We start from the raw sequence: 17,347 nt of genomic DNA, 5'->3' as shown, positions 1-17,347 counted from the left end.
GGCATCGCGCCCCACTTGCATGGACCCTTCCACGCAGCCGCAATGCGTTTCTGCCGTCGCGTCGCGAGCGGTGTCGCCGGCGGCAACCGGGTTGAGGAGCACCGGCCCGTGCCAGGTCGGGCGGAACTGCCGCCCGGCATCCGGACCCCGTTCGCTGCTCCGGTGAGGGTGTGTGGCTGACCATGACCTCACAGACGAACACCGCACCGTTCGCGGATACCTGGAAGCTCGGTGACCTGACCGTCAACCGCATCGGGTTCGGCGCGATGCGCCTGACGGGCAACGCCCCCTTCGACCTCGGCGTGCCGAGCGACCGCGAGCGGTCGATCCGTGTGCTCCGGCGCGCGGTCGAGCTCGGTGTGAACCACATCGACACTGCCGCGTTCTACTTCTCATCGAGGCGCTCCGCCAACGAGCTGATCAACCGGGCGCTGGCGCCGTACCCGGATGACCTGGTCATCGCCACCAAGGTCTGGCCCGGCCGGGACCCCTCGGGTGCGTGGTGGTGGGCCACGCCGGAGCAGTTGCGCGGCCAGGTCGAGGAGAACCTCCGCCAACTCGGCCGTGATCACCTGGACCTCGTGAATCTGCGCATACCGCCAAGCCGCAGAACCAGCTCGATCGCCGAGCACTTCGCCGCGTTGGCCGAGCTGCGCGATGCCGGGCTCATACGCCATCTCGGCATATCCAATGCCACCCCCGAGCACCTGGCCGAGGCCCGGGCCATCGCACCGGTCGTCTGCGTGCAGAACTCCTACGGTGTCGGCGCGCCGAGCAATGAGCAGGAATTCCTGCGGGCCTGTGGCGAGCTCGGCGTCGCCTTCGTACCGTTCTTCGCGATCGCCGGCAGCGGACGCGAGGCAGGCGCGAGCACCGCCGACAGCGAAGCCGTGCTCGCCGTCGCCCGTGCGCATGCCGTGTCGGCCGCGCAGGTTCGGCTGGCATGGACTCTGCGGCAAGGGCCGCACGTGCTGGCTATCCCAGGTACCGGCGATCCGGACCATCTCGTCGAGAACGTGGCTGCCGGCGCGGTGCGGCTCTCGGACGACGAAATGGCACGCCTCCAGTCCCTCCATCAGGACAGCGAGTAGGCAGCCATCGACCGGAACCCGTCCTACCGTTCCAGGTCACCGTCACCGGCCATCACGTGCGCCCACCGATACCGGGGCCGCTGTCGTGACCGGCGAACAGGCTCGCCGCGAGGCTCAGCTCAAGCACGCCCAGGGTGTGCGTACCGGTGAGCCGGAAGGTACCGACACGACGCAGTCCGTCGCCGAGGACGGTCGCCATCGGGAGCGCCGGAAGCCGACGGTGAGGGCGAGGCAGCGGAGGTCCATCAGGCCGGCCAGGACGGTCGGGTCGGGGATGCCGGGTCGGGGATGCCGGCTCCGGAGAGGTCAGGGCCGCGCAGGTGGGGACGGTGCGCAGCGGCGTGAGAACGGCTGAGCGGCGGCGCTGCCGGGCCGAGAGCATGCGGCTCAGTCCGGCAAGCACGGGAAGCAGCTCCGGAAGGTGTCCGTCGGAGGCGGCAGCCGCCGCCACCCGCTCCTGCGGCACCTCCCCGTACAGCGTCGTACGCGGCTTCGCCGGGGGCCCGCGAGTTCCGCGATCGCGACGAGGTCCTGGATGGACCGGTAGGAGCCGTAACCGGAGCCTGCCATACGGGAGATGGTCCCCTCCATCAGCGTGCCGCCCCGGTCGTTGGCGCCCGGGCGCAGCATCTGCGCCACGCCCTCCGTGAGCCCTTAGCCGCTGGTCATGCTGCGTGCCGAGGAGTACACATCGAGGACGGCCAGGCAGAGGGGGACGAGCGCGAGGAGGAGAACCACCTCGGCCAGGTCGGAGAGACGGCCCCAGAAGGGTGACAGTCCCTTCTTCGGAATGATCAGAGCGATACCGATCAGCAGGGCTGCACCGGCCGTGACGGCCGCGGCAAGCCACAGCGTACGGATGTCGAGCGGCCCCCGGTCCTGTTCCGTCAGAAGCTTGATGACAGCGTCGGTCGGCGGATTGAGCGACAGCCCCAGCACCAGCAGGCCGAGGGCGGCGAGGCCCGCGCCCAGCACGGCGGCGACTTGGGCGGTGTAGCGGAAGAGCCGTGCTCGCAACAGCATGGCCAGGCCTGCGACCAGCGCGAGGGTCTGGCCCCAGACGTCACTGGAGAAGCCCAGGACAGCGGCGGCCGCGACGACCACGACGCAGCAGCCTCCGACAAGGCCCAGCAGCAGCTCGTGCCCGCGCCGGGCCTGGGTCGCGATGCGTTCGGCGTCGACAGGATCGGGCTCGCCGATGCCCGGCTCGTTGTCGAGGTCGGCGTCCGTCGTGGGGCGGGGGGCGGCGTAGCCGATCGGCAGGTGGGCCACCCTCGCCGAGAGCCCGGGCAGGAAGGCGATGGCGCCGATCGCGACGACCGCGCAGACAGCGGCGGTCTCGCTGGGACGGGCTTCGGTGAGGATCGAGCAGAACGTCGCGAGGGTGCCGACCGCTGAGGCGAAGACAACGGCGACGAAGGGGGCGTCGCCGGTCGGCATCGCGGCGACGAGCCCGGCCGAGGCGAAGAGCACCGTGGCGCAGCCCAGCATGAACTGGAGACGTCCGATACCGGCGCCCGGGTCGAGCGCGAGGAGGCCTGACCCGGCGATCATCAGGTGCGGCAGAGCCGCGAGGCCGAGCGCGATCGCGGAGGCCCGGTCGGCGTAGCTCCGTGCCCTGACACCGGCGAGCGTGACGAGCAGCGTACCGACGGCGGCGGCAACGATGCCCGGCAAGCCGTGCATGTCGTGCTGGACCGGGTCGGCGAACCAGAGCACAAAGCCCATGAGCACGAGAAGGAGGGCGCCGCCGAAGAGACCGGAGACGCCGAACAGTTGGTCGTTCCAGAGAGCGCGGTCGCGGCGGACGGCGGACGCGACCGCGTCGGCGACATCGTCGAAGACGGCCGGGGGGAGTGATTCGGCGAAGGGCCGAAGCCGCAGTACGTCACCGTCCAGGACCCGCTGGACGGCCAACGGGTGGGTGGCGTCCAGGAGGGTGCCGTCGCGGCGGGCCAGATGGTAGCCGGGGGGTGCCCCCGGGGGTGTGGCCTGGCCGGTCAGCCGCAGGATCTCCGGAAGGAGATCGGCGACAGCGACATCGTCCGGGAGGGCGACATCGATACGGCTGTCCGGCGCCACGACCGTTACTCGGCAAAAACCGGTTGTCAGGGTCGAACTCACCTGATGGATCCCCTCGTTCGCTGTACACCGCGCTCCTGGCCAAGGGCGCCACCCTATCGGGGTCCCCTCCATGGCCTACACGTAGGATTGTCGGCGCGCGGAGGTAGGTCGCTGCCACGGGGGTGCCGGCCCGCAACTCTCCGGGCCGCACTGAGGGATTGATTCGCCGGTGACCCAGATCGTCGTCAAGCGCCTGCCTCGGGCCATGCCACCCGAGACATCAGCGGCGGAGGTGCGACTCGAGTCGCCTCCTGAACTGCCGCGTGGGCAGCAGGAGGGCATGGCCATGCAGTTGCTGCCGATGCTCGGCATGGGCTCATCGGTGGTGTTCTTCTTCATGCCCGGCTCACAGCCGTTCATGAAGATCATGGGCGTCATGATGCTGCTGTCGACAGCGGCCATGGCGATAGCGCAGGTGATGCGGTACCGCAAGGGAACCCAGGGCGAGGCCTCGGAGGGCCGCCGGGACTACCTGAAATATCTCGCGCAGACCCGGCGGAAGGTACGCCGTACCGCGCGGGCCCAGAGGGACGCGCAATTCTATCTGCATCCGGATCCGGACCAGCTGTGGTCGCTGGTCGCCGAGGGCGACCGGCTCTGGGAGCGGCGGATCGGCGACAAGGACTTCGGACAGGTCCGCATCGGTCTGGGACCACAGCAGTTGTGGACACCGCTGGTGGCTCCGAGCACCGCGCCGCTGGATGAGCTGGAGCCGCTGTCGGCCGGTGCCATGCACCAGTTCCTGGCCACCCATGGTTCGCTCGACCGGCTCCCCATGGCGGTATCCCTTCGCGCCTTCTACCACGTCGTGATCTCGGGCGAGCCGGGGTCGGTGCGCAATTCCGCACGCGCGCTGGTGGCCGGCCTGGTCGCGCTGCACTCACCTGACGACCTCGTGGTCGCGGTGGTGGCATCTCCGGATGTGACGGACCAGTGGGACTGGACGAAGTGGCTGCCGCACACCCAGGTTCCCGGGTCTTCCGACGGAGCCGGCACGAAGCGGCTGTTCGGCGACAACCTGATGGAAGTCGAGGCACTGCTCGAAAACACCCTGGCGGGCCGGTCGAGGTTCAACCGCGAGGGATCACCACTCCTCGACCAGCCGCACGTGGTCGTCGTGCTGGACGACAGTCTCGTGCCGGCGGAGTCGTTGCTCGCCTCTCCGGAGGGGCTGCAGGGTGTGACCGTCGTGGAGATCGTTCCGGAAGAGCTGGACGAACCCCGCGGCGGACTGCACATCGCCGTACGGCCGGGCCGGCTGCGGCTGGAGTCGGCCGCGGCCACCTATCACGGCACGCCCGACCTCCTGCCGGTCGAAACCGCAGAGGCCCTGGGCCGTCAGCTCGCCCCGTTGCGGATGGGAAGCGGCGCGGAGGACGACGAGCCTCTGCTCGCCAACCTGGATTTCACGGATCTGCTGGGAATCGGCGATCCGGCCGCGGTCGACACCGCCACCGTCTGGCGGCCACGTTCGACGGCCGACCGGCTGCGTGTACCGATCGGCATCGGCGAGGACGGCTCGCCCGTCATGCTCGACCTCAAGGAGGCCGCGCAGGAGGGTATGGGCCCGCACGGGCTGTGTGTGGGAGCGACCGGTTCCGGCAAGTCCGAGCTGCTGCGCACCCTGGTGCTGGGCCTGGCGGTCACCCACTCCTCCGAGACGCTCAACTTCGTCCTGGCCGACTTCAAGGGTGGCGCGACGTTCGCCGGGATGTCCGAGCTTCCGCATGTCGCCGCGGTCATCACCAACCTGTCGGACGACCTCACCCTGGTCGACCGTATGCGGGACTCCATCACGGGTGAGCTGCAGCGCCGCCAGGAACTCCTGCGGTCGTCGGGCAATTACGCGAACCTCACCGACTACGAGAAGGCGCGCGCCGCCGGGGCCCCGCTGGAGCCCCTGGCCTCACTGGTCCTGGTGATCGACGAGTTCAGCGAACTCCTCACCGCCAAGCCCGATTTCATCGACATGTTCATCCAGATCGGCCGCATCGGGCGGTCCCTGGGCGTGCACCTGCTGCTGGCCTCGCAGCGTCTGGAGGAGGGTCGCCTGCGCGGCCTGGACACCTACCTGTCCTACCGGATCGGCCTGCGCACGTTCTCCGCCGCCGAATCCCGTACCGCCCTGGGTGTGCCCGATGCCTACCACCTGCCCTCGGTCCCCGGCTCCGGATTCCTGAAGTTCGGCACTGAGGGGATGACCCGCTTCAAGGCCGCTTACGTGTCGGGTACCTACCGGCCGGGAGTCGCCCCGGTCACCGGCGGCGGGGGGCTCCCCATCGACCGGCGCCCCGTGCTGTTCACCGCGAACCCGGTGGCGGTCCACTACCCCGAGCCCGATCCGGATGTGTCCCTCGCACCGGGACAACGGACCGACGACGCGCTGGCGGACACCGTTCTCGACGTCATCGCACGCCGGTTGGAGGGTCAGGGGCCCCTCGCCCATCAGGTGTGGCTGCCGCCTCTCACCGAAGCCCCTTCCCTCGATCAGATGCTGCCCCCGCTGGCGACGACGCCCGAGCGCGGACTCCACTCCCCGCAGTACGCACAGAACGGCGCTCTGGTCGTTCCCTTCGGTCTGGTGGACAAGCCCTTCGAGCAGCGGCGCGACTCCCTGGTGCGGGACTTCTCCGGCGCCGCCGGCCACATGCTGATCGTCGGCGGCCCCCGCTCCGGCAAATCCACCCTCCTGCGTGCCCTCATCGGCTCCTTCGCCCTCACGCACACGCCGCACGAAGTGCAGTTCTACGGAATGGACTTCGGCGGCGGCGGCATGATCGCGGTCGAAGGTCTGCCCCACGTCGGAGGGGTGGCTTCCCGGCTCGACCCGGAGAAGATCCGCCGCACGGTCGCCGAGGTCTCCGGGATCCTCAATCGGCGCGAGGAGTTCTTCCGGGACAACAACATCGACTCGATCACCACATACCGCCGGCTTCGCGCCGCCGGCCGGCTGCCGGGCGAGCCGTGGGGCGACGTCTTCCTGGTCATTGACGGCTGGCAGTCCTTCAAGACGGACTACGAGTTCCTGGAGCCCGTCGTCGCCGACATCGCCGCACGGGGCCTCGGACTGGGCGTACACCTGATCGCCACCGTTGCCCGTTACATGGAGATGCGGGCGGCGCTCAAGGACCAGCTGCTCAACCGGCTGGAACTACGCCTCGGCGACCCGACCGACTCCGAACTGGACCGCAAGGTCGCGGTGAACGTCCCCATCGGCACCCCGGGCCGCGGCCTCACGGCGGAGAAGCTCCATTTCATGGGCGGGCTGCCGCGCATCGACGACTCCGCGGGCGCCGGCGACGACCTGTCCGAGGCCACCGCCGCCTTCGTCCGGGCCTCGGCCGACAACTGGCCCGGCCCGCACGCCCCGCAGGTCCGCATGCTGCCCAGGAAGCTGTCCGCGCGGGAGCTGCCGAGCGGCCCCGACCAGTCGCGCGGTGGTGTCGCGATCGGCATCGACGAGATGAACCTCGCACCGGTCCTCGTCGATTTCGACACCGATCCGCTGTTCGCGGTCTTCGGTGAGTCGGAGTCCGGGAAGACGGCCTTGCTGCGGCTGCTCATCAAGCAGATCACCGAGCGGTACACCCCGGAGGAGGCGTTGATCTGCGTCGGTGACTACCGGCGCAGCCTGCTGGAGTGCGTGCCCGAGCCGTACCTGGTCGGATACGCGACGACGCACAACGCGTTCGAGACGTACCTCAACGACATGAACACCCTCATCAGCAGCCGCATCCCCGGCCCGGATGTGACCCCGCAACAGCTGCGCACGCGCAGCTGGTGGCGAGGGCCCCGGGCGTTCATCATCGTCGACGACTACGACCTGGTCGCCACGTCCTCCAACAACCCCATGGCGATGCTGGTCGACAATCTGCCGTACGCCCGCGACGCCGGGGTGAACTTCATCATCGCCCGCAGCAGCGCGGGAGCGGGCCGCTCCTCGTACGAGCCCTTCATCCAGCGCTTCAAGGAGCTGGGCGCCCAGGGCGTCGTCCTGTCCGGTCACCCGGGTGAGGGCGAGCTCCTCGGCGACGTGAAGGCCCGCCCGCTTCCGCCGGGCCGCGGCCTGTTCGTCTCCCGCCGCGGCGCACCTGCCCTGATCCAGACGGGCTGGCTGCCGACGGAGGCGGACTGAGCGGGTCACCGCAGAACGGAGGAGGGGGGCAGCCCGGTCACGGGCTGCCCCCCTCCTCCGTGTTCCTGGCGCGGAGGCCCCGGTGATGCCGGCGTCGCACGACGATAGTGGCCGGCTGTTCCACGACTGCCCGGCGGGCAAGGACGCACTACTGCTCGCTGTCGCCCAGTTCGAGGCCGACCAGGTCCTGGAGGACTCCTGAAGGACCAGCAGCCCTATCTGGGCCGCCTCGACTCGTGGGAGTCCTGGGAACAGTGGCGGGACGCGGTGATCAGGCGCTGCGAAGCGCAGGGTGACCAGTGTCCGCTCGGCTCGCTGTTCCTTCAGATCGGGCGCTCGGTCCCCGGGGCGCGGGCGATCGTGGCCGAGCTGCTGCGCCGCCGGCAGGAGAGCCTCGCGGCGGGCGTCCGGGCACTGCAGGCCACCGGTGCGCTTTCCGCCGAGCTCGATGCCGATGTGAGGGCGAGGACTCGTCACTGGCGAGGTACACGGCGGCGTTCGCGATGGCGTCGCGGGTGCCCGTCCGTCCTGCGGGGGTGCCCTTCATCATTAACTCGCCGGGGTGGGTCCCACCGGGTGCGGGCGCCTGAATCACGCCCGGGAGGATCGCGTTGCCCCGAACACCCTGCGGCCCGAACTCGGCCGCCCAGGCCCGGGGCAGGGCCTCCACCGCTCCCCTTGGTGGAGCTGTAGAGGGCGCCGGGAATGCCCAGCCGCGCGATCCAGGAACCCAGGTTGACGATGACCCCGCCACTGGCCTCCACCATGGCGGGCGCGACACCAGGGTGTCCCGGACTGCGCATATCTCGACTACGCCGAGGCGCCCGCCCCTGTCGCGCCGCCCTTGCCCAGGCTCAAGGGCTCGACGGTGTACCTTCCCGGGCCAAACCGCTCGACCGCGCCAATGATCAAGTCGGCGTGAGTCGGCCTACGTCGGCGCCAGAGGGAGTTTCCGAGCGAATACACCACAACCGCCCTAGGCCCGCCAATGGCGTTCGGCTGCTCCGGGAGTGCGCCTGCCTTCAGCACCAGCAGCAGGTAGCTCCGCCTGCTGTTGAACTGGACCTTGTCGATATCAGCCCAGCGCACGGTCTTCGTGCGGCGAGGCCACACGTTGCTGATGCCCATTGAATCGATGCGCAGGGCCGGATATCGCGACGCAATGGCGATCAGCAGCAGCAGACTCACTACTCCTCCCAGCACCGGTAGTCCCGCATATAGGCCGACGCCGACACTGCCCATAAACTCAATACCTTCACCCAAGATCAGCACGCAGGTAACAAACACCACGAGTGCTTCCAAAAGCACCAGGCAGAGCATCGCAGCGAGGATCAAACCGAGGTAGAACCCGCCGCGGCGCGCCCGCTCAGCGGGGAGCAATAGCCCTTCGGTGGAGCTAGGGGGTGTTGACATGACGTTCCCTTTATTGAGCCTCGGGCGGCGCGTGCAGGTCACACAACTCTCGGCGAGCGAAGCGTGATTGGACATCATCTAGTAGTAAGGCAGCGCTACCCGTCGCCCGACGGTAGCCGTACCGGAACAGGGCCGTCCTACGGTGTGCGCACCCACAACTCGCGGGCTCACGACTCCTTGATCAGTGTCGCGGCCATATCGATCGGCATCCCCGGATACTGGCGCCTGATCTCGCGGACCGCGCTCAGCAGCCCCTCCTCATCGCGTATCCGCCGGAGCCCCGGCCCGTCGATGACCTGCCGCAGCTCGTCGACCGACCCGAACGTCCGGATATAACTCTCCCGCTTTTCGCGCCGCTTGCGCACAGTCGCATAGATCTCAGCGGCCAGCACGAATGCGAAGGCGAGCACGACGCAGAGTAGAAACGGAAGCACCGGTGAAGCGACGCCCGCACGGTAGAAGAGAAGTATCGCCACTCCGGTGGCCACGATTCCAGCGGCCCAGAGAGCTATCCGCCACCCATACATGAAGTCCACCTGCCTGTTGATCCGAGAAATCCACGCGCCCGGTCATACACCGGGCGAAAGTCCGGCGTCGGACGGTGCCCAGGAGAAGACAACGGAACCCGGCGCCACGATCGCGCCGATCAGGGTCACGATGTACTGAGCCAGCATGACGTAGAAAGCGACCCCGACAGCACCGCACAGCGCCGGGCTCATGGCGGCCTTGTCAGTGCTTGTTCCGACCTTGACGGGCGCGGTGAGCGAGTGGAGTGGTCACAGTGACTGGATCATCTTCAGAGCTTCAGGCAAGGGGCACCGAGGGAATTCGCGCCTGAACCGGCGGGCAGCCACCAGCAACCCTTTTTCGTCACGAATCCGCCGGAGCTCCGCCTCGTCCGTCACTATCAACCGCAGTTCGTCGACGGACGTAAATCTCTGTTCGTACCAATCTCTCTGGCGCCGCCTTTGCGCGTATCCCTCGAACCAGCTCGGGAGGAAAACGCCCAGGCCGTAGAGGAGCGCGAGCAACGCCACGTTACGAGGCGGATGGAAGAACGTCACGTAAAAGCAGGCCAGGGAGGCACACCAAAGCGGTACTCGAATCCAGTACATGCGAAACCATCACCCGTCATTCAGAAGATCCTGCCTTCCCGGCGTCATCAAGCACTGCCGAGCCAGCAGAATCAATTCGGCAGCGCCGCACCTGCATCAAACAACTGCGGACGGCCACTTACCTCCCTTGGGAAAGGCACTGTTGTCGTTTGCTTCACCCTTGGCAACGGCTATTTGAGTAGCCTGCGCTGTGAGCACCCCCACCAGCGTTACCACAAGTCCCATGATGATGCCAGAATCCTGCAGCGCTTCGCCTACAGCAGCCAGAAAGCCCACCGGCGCCCCTACGCCGGTGGCCGCGGCAGCGGCTGCCGCGATCATAACAAGGATGGCCTTGACCAGAACGGCCAGCAGCGCCAAATAGAATGCCGCTCCGGCCGCCGCGCAAACCGTCAATGCCGTGGCAAGCTTATCGGAAGTCGTCTCGATCTGAGTGGCTGCGATGGGCTGACCCTTCACGGCCCCGACGTACGCTGTGGCGCCTTCGCCCGTCCAACTGAGGGGCGCCTTGAGCGCTTCCCCCGCAACGTTTCCGGCAACGCCCGACACCTTCCCCCGGATCGACGGACCTTGCCATTCCTGCGCATCCAAATAGAACAGCACTGGCGCGGCAGCGCCCTTGAGGCATTCGATGACCTTGTTCAGGATCCAGCTTCCGATCTCTATCAACTTGTTTGCAGCCCAGATCAACGGCTTGGCGATGAAATCCGGAACGTACCAATGGTTCACCGCCTTTTCGACGGCCGGGCCGATGAGATCCAGCTTGGCCGACATCTTCGTGACGCCGGAGTTCAACTTCTCTATTGTCGCCTGTGTTTGAGCCACATTGAATGCCATTGCGAATTCCTCTTATCAGTAGGCGTCTTCGACGGATTTGGTGGTTTCCGCCTCGTGATTGTCGTAGGCGTTCGCGTTCTTGATCAATGCATCCGCGACCTCCGCCATGCGGCTTTCTCCCTCGAAGCATCGGGCCGAGACGTGATCGATGGCCTCGTTGTAGTGGGGGACAACCAGGAAGAAGATGCCGCCTTCGAGGCCTGTCAGCCTCATCCCGTCAGTCGTGCGGGCCACCTCCCCCAAGGAAACGCTCTGTTCGTCCCACATTCCCGCTTCGGTCCGCAGCGCATCGGTGATGTGCTTGAGATCTGCCATGTCGACCTGCCCTTCGAAACTCAGTCAATGAAACGCTGCGGATCGCGGAGTATGGCCAGAGCCTCGTCCACCAAACTGTCCACCTGCAGGCCTGCAAGGCCGTCCGCGGCTGCAGCCTCAATGCTGCTCAGCTTTTCCCTGGCATCACCGAGGGCCTCTTCGAAGGCCTGGTTCAGCCCGATGTACGACTGACCGGCCACCCATTGCCGATCTACCTCGCAAGAGCGCAGAGCCCCCTTGGACACGACGAGGGTCACATGGCGGCCCGCGGACGTTCCGTTGACCTCGTCCGGTCCTGACGCCGTCTCGTCCATCCGTTCCAACGCGTCGAAGGCCGAAAGAACATCCTCGGCCAGCTCGTCGAGGGGGCGAGAGACGACGTAACGCAGATCCCGCTCAGGAATGTCGGGCTGCGCTGCAGAAGCGGCCGGTTGACCGAACTGGCTGTCCAGTTGGTCTGCCTTGCTCTGCCAGTCGCCGTCCTCGAGGGCCTGGCCCCATGCCGTCATCTGCTCGCTCACGGCCGCTCCGTAAGCTTCGCTGACGGCTGCCCCGATGGCCTCGGGCGGCTGCCTGCGCTGCCAGTCCGATGCGGCCCTGATGAACTCTGGGAGCCCGTCCGCCGCCAGTCGTACGGTCACGGCACCCTGGGTGTCCGTTCCTTCGGCACCCTGGGGCACCATCCGGTTCTGCATGTCGGTCATCATGCTCTGCAGGTTCAGTGCGTGCTGCTGGAACTGCTGCAGGCCGCGTATGAATTCGTCGTCCACAATGCCTCCTCCTGACCTATGCGCGCACAGGTGAATTCGAATGGGGCGATGGTGCGTGATCGCACAAGTTCAACGCCGGATACCGACAGTTCTCCGGCGCAGCAGGAGCACCGCGCCAACAGCGACGACCACGCCGACTCCAACGGTGATCCAGACGATCGCGCCGACGCTCTTGCCGTCATCGGCCTGAGCCGAGGCAGCGGGTGAGGCCGACGGCTTCGAGGGGTTCGAGGGGCTGCCGGATCCGCTTGGGGCGGACGGCGACGCGGACTTCTTCGGGGATCGGGCAGCCACCAGGGGGTTCACGTCGGCGGGGCCCGGATCTCCCGGGTCGCCGAGGACGGCCACGCGTGGGCGGACCGTGCCGTAGCCGATGTAGCGGCTGGGGATCGCGCCTTCGGTCGGTTTGCCCGCGGTGTTCATCAGAACGCGGAGAACCTGGTTCCCGGTCCAGGACGGATGCTTGGACCAGATGAGGGCGGCTGAGGCGGAGGTGATGGCGGTCGCCTGGCTCGTGCCCCAGCTGCTGCAGTATCCGGGCGTGCCGCCGCCACAGAGGATCGGGATGTCCTCACCCGGGGCGGCGAGCGCCACCTGGGGTCCTGACACCGAGAACTTCGTGACCGAGGACGTCTTGTCGACGGCCCCGATACCCGCGACTCCGGCGGTAGCCGCCGGATACCCGACGTAGTTTCCCGAGTCGCCGGTGTTGCCGCTTCCTGCCAGAAGCAGCTTTCCGCGCATCACGGCGTAATCCACTGCCTGTTGGATCTGGGCCCGCTCGTCCTTATCGAGCATGAAGTACTCCCAGGCCAACGACATGTTGATGATCTTGGCTTCACTGTCGGCGGCGTACCGAATGGCCTCAAGCAGGGCCGAGAGGTGATTGGTGCCCGCTTCTTTGGAAGATCCAAAAACGGTCAACGGGAGAATGCGCGCGTCCGGGGCAAGACCCTTCACACCCGAACCGTTCACCCCGTTCCCCGCGATGAGCATCGCCATGGCGGTGCCATGCCCGTCCTTGTCCTTGTGGGCACCCCGCTCAGGTTCGACGAAGTTCTTCCCGGGAAGCACTTTCCCCGTCAGTTCAGGAACGGAAGGAATCACGCCGGTATCGATAAGAGCAACAGTTATCCCTTTACCGGTGCTGACTTTCCACATCTCAGCGGCCTGCATCCGGTCCAGGTACCACTCGCGGTCGCGCATGGTGTCCGCGGACGCGGCCGGGGCGATGGCGCCACCGATGAGAAGCAGGGAACCCAGCGCTGACACCACCGCCGACGCTCGCCTGCGTTGACGCCTGACCGTTGACCTCATGCCACCCACTCGTTCTCTGTCCGCGATCCGGCGTCGCTGCTCCGGAACCGGCTCTAGTCGATCACGGGGGGAACCACACCGTCGTCCCCCGTGGCCCAGGTCTCTTCGTCCTCGGCGAGATATCCCGGATTCCCGCCATCACGTCGCTGTGAACGTCCCCGTGTGCCCTGGGACCCGCCGCCCATCGAACCACCCATCGGGCCGCCCATCGCACCGCCCGTTCGCGGCGATTCACGGACGAGCCCGGTGCCGCCCGGGGTGAATTCCCGTCCCGCCCCCGGCTGCGTTCCGCGTGGTGCCCGCACGGTGCCACCCGGCTCGGTAACCAGGCGTTGCGAGCCGCTGCCGGGGCCGCCTCCACCGGACCGCCCGCCAGCCATCCCGGGGCCGCCACCACCGTGGCCCGGCATCATTCCGTGGCCGGTCGGCTTCTCGCCGCCGATCACCGTTCCACGCGCCGTGCCCCGGACCGGGCCGACCCCGGTCCGGCCCTGAGCCGGCGTGCCGCCGTGGACGCCGGTGTCGGTCCGGGTGGTCATGGGAGGCCGGACGCCTTCGATGCCGCCTCTGCCGGGAGTGCCCACGGGAGGCCGGACGCTTTCCACGCCGCCCCTGTCAGGGTTGATCGTCGGAGGCCGGACGCGTCCGATGTCACTCTTGCCACCCGGCCCGGTGGGAGAAGTACGCCCTGGGCCGCCTCCGGGACCGAATGGACCCGTACGCGGGGGCATCACCACGGGCGGAAGAGGCGTCTGGTGCCCGCCACCACTCGGGCCCTGCGGCGGAAGCCCACCGGTGGGCGGGACCGTGGTAGGCGTCGGGGTCTGCGGCATCGTCACCGTGTCGATGTTCGTCCCCGTGTTGTCCGGGGCCCCGGGCACCGCGGTGGCGTGCTGCGGCGTGTGGACGACGGATGTGCCGTCCGGGGAGGACGGGGTGGCGTCGGGGCGCACGGTGGTGTACTGGTGGCCGACCGTGGACGTGCTGCCGTTCTGCGCACCTGTCCCCGAGTCCGTACTGCCGGAGTAGCTTCCGGGAGTCGCGTACCTCGCCTTGCCGCCGTCGACCGGCATGTCCGGCACTACTTCACTCGGCAGCGGCTTGAAGTTCGGCTCCTCCTGCGAGGAGATCGACTGCTGTGCCATCAGGTAGTACGAGGCGAGCTTGTTCATCTGCGGAATGGCCTCGTTCCGCGCCGTCTCTACGGCCGCGATCCGGGCCTTTTCCTTCTTCTCGTCCGCGAAGCACATCTGCACGGCGTCAGGATGTCCCTGAATCACCTTGGCAACCTCGCTGAGCGCCTGGCCCGCCGTCTGCAGCGAGGTGCCCGCGGCGCCGGCGTAGTCGGCCAGCTTCAGGGTTTCCTTGGCGAAGTCGTTGCCCCACTCACGGAAGGCGTCACCGCCCGCGCCCTTCCAGGTGGTACGGCCGACGTGCTCCTTGAGCTCGGTGCCGATCTTCTCGATCTCGGTCTGCGCGTCGACGAGAGCGGTGCCGCGGCTCATGATCTCCGTGGCGTTGACGCCACGGACCATGTTGAGCATGTCCTGGTACGACGCGTGCTCGAAATTGCTGGTGTTGTAGCAGGCGTTGAGTGGTGGCAGCTTCTCGCCCATGGTTATCCCTGTCCCCCGTTCACTTCACGTGTTACAAGCCGTCTGATCCGCTGGACGAACCCCCGCCGGTATTCCCCTTGTCCTCTGCAGGCGCTCCAGGAGCCTTGTCGGTTCCCGGCTTCTTGTAGTAGATCTCGGTGCGCTGCTGGATGGCGTGCAGACGCTCGGAATGTTCCTGGTCGACGTTCTCGTAGCCGCGGTCGGCCAGATCGACGGTGATGCCCATCGCTTCCAATTGATCACCGAGCGTCTGGGAGAGCAGCGTCAAGCGCGCATGCACCATGTCGTAGGCGCTGGACAGCCCTATGGCCTCCGGAAAGCCAGTGCCGTACGCGGCGGTGGTGACCTTCTGTTCAGTGATGCGGCTGTGCGCGGCCGGTGACGCGTCGAGCTTCGTGAGCAGTTTGTCCACGCGGATCTTGAAGTTCTGCAGAGACTCGCTGGGCGTCGCCAGATCCGGCGTGCGCGACCCATCGCCCGGAAGTTCAGGTCTCATGGAAGCACCTCCCCTAAAGTGCCACGGAACCGCAGGCGTGGGTGTGGGATGCGCTGACCGCATCCCACACCCACAGCGTGCCGGTTCCGTCGTGATTCATCTGAGCCTGGGTCAGCCGTGGAAGCGCCGGGCCTGGGCGAGGTCGTTCGCCCGGTAGCCCTCGGTGGCTTCCAGGAGCTTCGTCGAGATCGTCATCAAGGTCTCGTGCATGTGGTTCACCTTGATGTCCCAGCCACTGTGCCGGTCGTGGAACGCCTGCTGCGTCTCACCGTCCCACGTGGCAACGACTGCCTTGACCTTGGTGTTCAGCTCGTCGAGCTGGGTCTTGATGGTGTTGGCAGTCGACTTGACCTGGTTCGAGGCTTCGACGACCCCGGAGTACGTAATCTCCATGGAACGGTCTCCTGATGCGAGGCGGGATGAGGACGGGTTACGAAGAGACCTGGAACCGGTCCAGGACGTTGTTGCTGCCCAGGTTGCCGCCGTCGACGCCCTTGAAGCTGTTGAGTCGCTCCACTTCCTCCGCGTCGAAGCCGTCACGGCTCATCTGAACGGCTTCCTTGGTGAAGGCCAGGAGCTCCTTCAGGTTGCGCACGTCGAGATTGACCTGCGTCTGGAGGCCGTTGTACGCGTTGGCCGCAACACCCTTCCAGTGGCCTTCCACGGCGTCGATGACCCCGTTGAGGGCGTTGATCCTGCCTTCGAGCGTGTCGTGCATGTTGCCGAGCTCGATGATGAGCTTGTCGATCTGATCGGCTGAAAGCTTGAGCTTGTCTCCCATAACGCACCTTCCCCCATGAATCGGATGTCGCGGCTGCCCGATTGTCGGGTACCACGCGTACATCGGACCAAAGTTATCGAAAATCAGTTTAGCTGCGGCCGCCACTCATTCCAACAGCCTTAGTCCTGAGTTAAGTTGTCGGATATTGACCTAATTATCGGCGGCGACGGTCCCGCAGCACGATTGCGGTGCCCGCGATCACTGCGACGAGAAGGCCCGTGGCGGCCAGCACATAGATCGAGATCCGTGTGGTCCGCTCCTGCCGGGTCTCACCCACCTGGAGGGCGATCGGTTCCGGTCCGACGGGGCCGTCCGAAACCGCACGATCCGGAGTAGGGGCGTTCACCGGGTGTTCGTCGTCGTTGAGGGCGCGCACCGGATCGACCACTCCCCACCCGATGAAGTCATCCCGCCCCTTGACCGCGCGTTCGGCGGTCTGCTCGATCTGGGCGACCACCTGGGACTGCGTCCAGCGCGGGTGCTTGGCCCGTAGGAGGGCGGCGACTCCGGCGACGTAGGGGGCCGAGAAGCTTGTGCCGTTGTCGACACACTGGCCGCCCTTTGGAACGGTGGACACCATGTCGACGCCCGGCGCCGCAACCCCTACGAAGGTTCCGGTCTGAGAGAACGGCGCCCGCTCGTCGTTGCGGTCCGACGCGGCCACCGCCAGGACGCCCGGATAGGCCGCCGGGTACGTCGCCTTGACCTTGCCGGCGAGACCGTCGTTACCCGCGGAGGCGACCACGACGATGTCGTTGCTCAGAGCCTCGCTCACAGCAAGCGCCAGGTCGGAGTCGGCTCGCAGGGGCTTGGCGGTGTCCTGGGAGATGTTGATGACGCGGGCGTGCTTCGCGATGGCGTGACGGATGGCCGCAGCCATCGTCGCGGCAGTGCCGGTGCCCTTGTCGTCGTTCTGCCGGATGGGGATGATCGTCGCTCTCGGAGCGAGACCGACGAACCCCGTGCCCGGACGCGGGCGGGCCGCGATGATGCCGGCGACCTTGGTGCCGTGGCCGACGAGATCGGTTGTGCCGTCACCACCGCCTCCCTTGCCCTTGGATTTCGAGGCATCCGTGGCCGGGTCCTGAGACCCGTCCTGCGACGGCGGAAGCAGATCGGTCCCGGACGCCCGGTCGACAGCGAACTTCAGCTGCGGATTCGTGTCGTCGACACCGGTGTCGATCACCGCGACCCGGACCCCCTTGCCCTTGGTGTCCTGCCAGAGCTGGTCGAAGACCAGCCGCTGGAGCGCCCAGGGACGGCCCTGGATCTGCTTCGCCATCGGAAAGGTGCACTCACCGCTGCCCTCGGAACCCGATTGCGAGTCGGAACCCTGT

16 protein-coding genes and 2 pseudogenes are annotated in these 17,347 nt (G+C 67.2%); 2 read left to right on the top strand and 16 right to left on the bottom strand.

Going from position 1 to position 17,347, the window contains the following annotated elements:
- Nucleotides 1-182: 182 nt before the first annotated feature.
- Nucleotides 183-1,091 (top strand): aldo/keto reductase, encoded by a 909-nt coding sequence (locus ABTZ94_RS06020; protein ID WP_351197939.1) that lies wholly within the window; start codon nt 183-185, stop codon nt 1,089-1,091.
- A gap of 52 nt (nt 1,092-1,143) precedes the next feature.
- Here ABTZ94_RS06020 and ABTZ94_RS06015 read toward each other — a convergent pair whose 3' ends face one another.
- The 3 genes and pseudogenes from ABTZ94_RS06015 to eccD form a co-directional block, all read right to left on the bottom strand.
- Nucleotides 1,144-1,290 (bottom strand): hypothetical protein, encoded by a 147-nt coding sequence (locus ABTZ94_RS06015; RefSeq protein WP_351197998.1) that lies wholly within the window; start codon nt 1,288-1,290, stop codon nt 1,144-1,146.
- 198 nt (nt 1,291-1,488) lie between these two features.
- A pseudogene (locus tag ABTZ94_RS06010) lies at nt 1,489-1,739 on the bottom strand (hypothetical protein); the annotation flags it as partial.
- A gap of 6 nt (nt 1,740-1,745) precedes the next feature.
- Complete coding sequence (gene eccD / locus ABTZ94_RS06005) at nt 1,746-3,215, bottom strand: type VII secretion integral membrane protein EccD (protein WP_351197937.1); 1,470 nt, start codon at nt 3,213-3,215, stop codon at nt 1,746-1,748.
- 169 nt (nt 3,216-3,384) lie between these two features.
- Here eccD and eccCa point away from each other — a divergent pair, with 169 nt between their 5' ends.
- On the top strand, nt 3,385-7,350 hold the full coding sequence (eccCa, locus tag ABTZ94_RS06000; protein WP_351197935.1) for a type VII secretion protein EccCa: 3,966 nt from the start codon (nt 3,385-3,387) through the stop codon (nt 7,348-7,350).
- 454 nt (nt 7,351-7,804) lie between these two features.
- Here the strand turns inward: eccCa and ABTZ94_RS05990 are convergent.
- From ABTZ94_RS05990 to mycP (ABTZ94_RS05930), 13 genes and pseudogenes are all read right to left on the bottom strand, one after another.
- Nucleotides 7,805-8,129 (bottom strand): annotated as a pseudogene (locus ABTZ94_RS05990) (SDR family NAD(P)-dependent oxidoreductase); the annotation flags it as partial.
- A gap of 31 nt (nt 8,130-8,160) precedes the next feature.
- The gene (locus ABTZ94_RS05985) at nt 8,161-8,763 is read right to left on the bottom strand and encodes a PH domain-containing protein (protein WP_351197933.1); all 603 of its coding nucleotides are present in this window, start codon (nt 8,761-8,763) and stop codon (nt 8,161-8,163) included.
- Between the two features lie 167 nt (nt 8,764-8,930).
- Nucleotides 8,931-9,251: a hypothetical protein gene (locus tag ABTZ94_RS05980; RefSeq protein WP_351197931.1), complete on the bottom strand. Its 321-nt coding sequence runs from the start codon at nt 9,249-9,251 to the stop codon at nt 8,931-8,933.
- 81 nt (nt 9,252-9,332) lie between these two features.
- Nucleotides 9,333-9,482 carry a hypothetical protein gene (locus ABTZ94_RS05975; protein WP_351197929.1) on the bottom strand — a complete coding sequence of 50 codons (150 nt, stop codon included), beginning with the start codon at nt 9,480-9,482 and terminating at the stop codon, nt 9,333-9,335.
- A 492-nt stretch (nt 9,483-9,974) separates the two neighbouring features.
- Entirely contained in the window at nt 9,975-10,715 is a 741-nt protein-coding gene (locus tag ABTZ94_RS05970) for a hypothetical protein (RefSeq protein WP_351197927.1), read from the bottom strand.
- Between the two features lie 15 nt (nt 10,716-10,730).
- A complete protein-coding gene (locus ABTZ94_RS05965; RefSeq protein WP_351197925.1) occupies nt 10,731-11,030 on the bottom strand; it encodes a hypothetical protein in 300 nt (99 codons plus the stop codon).
- A 20-nt stretch (nt 11,031-11,050) separates the two neighbouring features.
- Nucleotides 11,051-11,800, bottom strand: a complete 750-nt coding sequence (locus tag ABTZ94_RS05960) for a hypothetical protein (protein ID WP_351197923.1) — start codon at nt 11,798-11,800, stop codon at nt 11,051-11,053.
- Nucleotides 11,801-11,869: 69 nt separating this feature from the next.
- Nucleotides 11,870-13,006 carry a type VII secretion-associated serine protease mycosin gene (mycP, locus tag ABTZ94_RS05955; RefSeq protein WP_351197921.1) on the bottom strand — a complete coding sequence of 379 codons (1,137 nt, stop codon included), beginning with the start codon at nt 13,004-13,006 and terminating at the stop codon, nt 11,870-11,872.
- A gap of 164 nt (nt 13,007-13,170) precedes the next feature.
- Nucleotides 13,171-14,733, bottom strand: coding sequence for a WXG100 family type VII secretion target (locus tag ABTZ94_RS05950; protein ID WP_351197919.1), 1,563 nt, complete (start codon nt 14,731-14,733; stop codon nt 13,171-13,173).
- Nucleotides 14,734-14,764: 31 nt separating this feature from the next.
- On the bottom strand, nt 14,765-15,229 hold the full coding sequence (locus ABTZ94_RS05945; protein WP_351197917.1) for a DUF2563 family protein: 465 nt from the start codon (nt 15,227-15,229) through the stop codon (nt 14,765-14,767).
- Nucleotides 15,230-15,340: 111 nt separating this feature from the next.
- Nucleotides 15,341-15,622: a WXG100 family type VII secretion target gene (locus ABTZ94_RS05940; RefSeq protein WP_351197915.1), complete on the bottom strand. Its 282-nt coding sequence runs from the start codon at nt 15,620-15,622 to the stop codon at nt 15,341-15,343.
- Between the two features lie 37 nt (nt 15,623-15,659).
- A complete protein-coding gene (locus ABTZ94_RS05935; RefSeq protein WP_351197913.1) occupies nt 15,660-16,010 on the bottom strand; it encodes a WXG100 family type VII secretion target in 351 nt (116 codons plus the stop codon).
- A 154-nt stretch (nt 16,011-16,164) separates the two neighbouring features.
- Nucleotides 16,165-17,292, bottom strand: a complete 1,128-nt coding sequence (gene mycP, locus ABTZ94_RS05930; RefSeq protein ID WP_351197995.1) for a type VII secretion-associated serine protease mycosin — start codon at nt 17,290-17,292, stop codon at nt 16,165-16,167.
- Nucleotides 17,293-17,347 lie beyond the last annotated feature (55 nt).

It is taken from the genome of Streptomyces sp. NPDC002785 (assembly GCF_040295565.1).
Taxonomy (GTDB): domain Bacteria; phylum Actinomycetota; class Actinomycetes; order Streptomycetales; family Streptomycetaceae; genus Streptomyces.
This window is presented reverse-complemented; position numbering and strand designations above follow the sequence as displayed.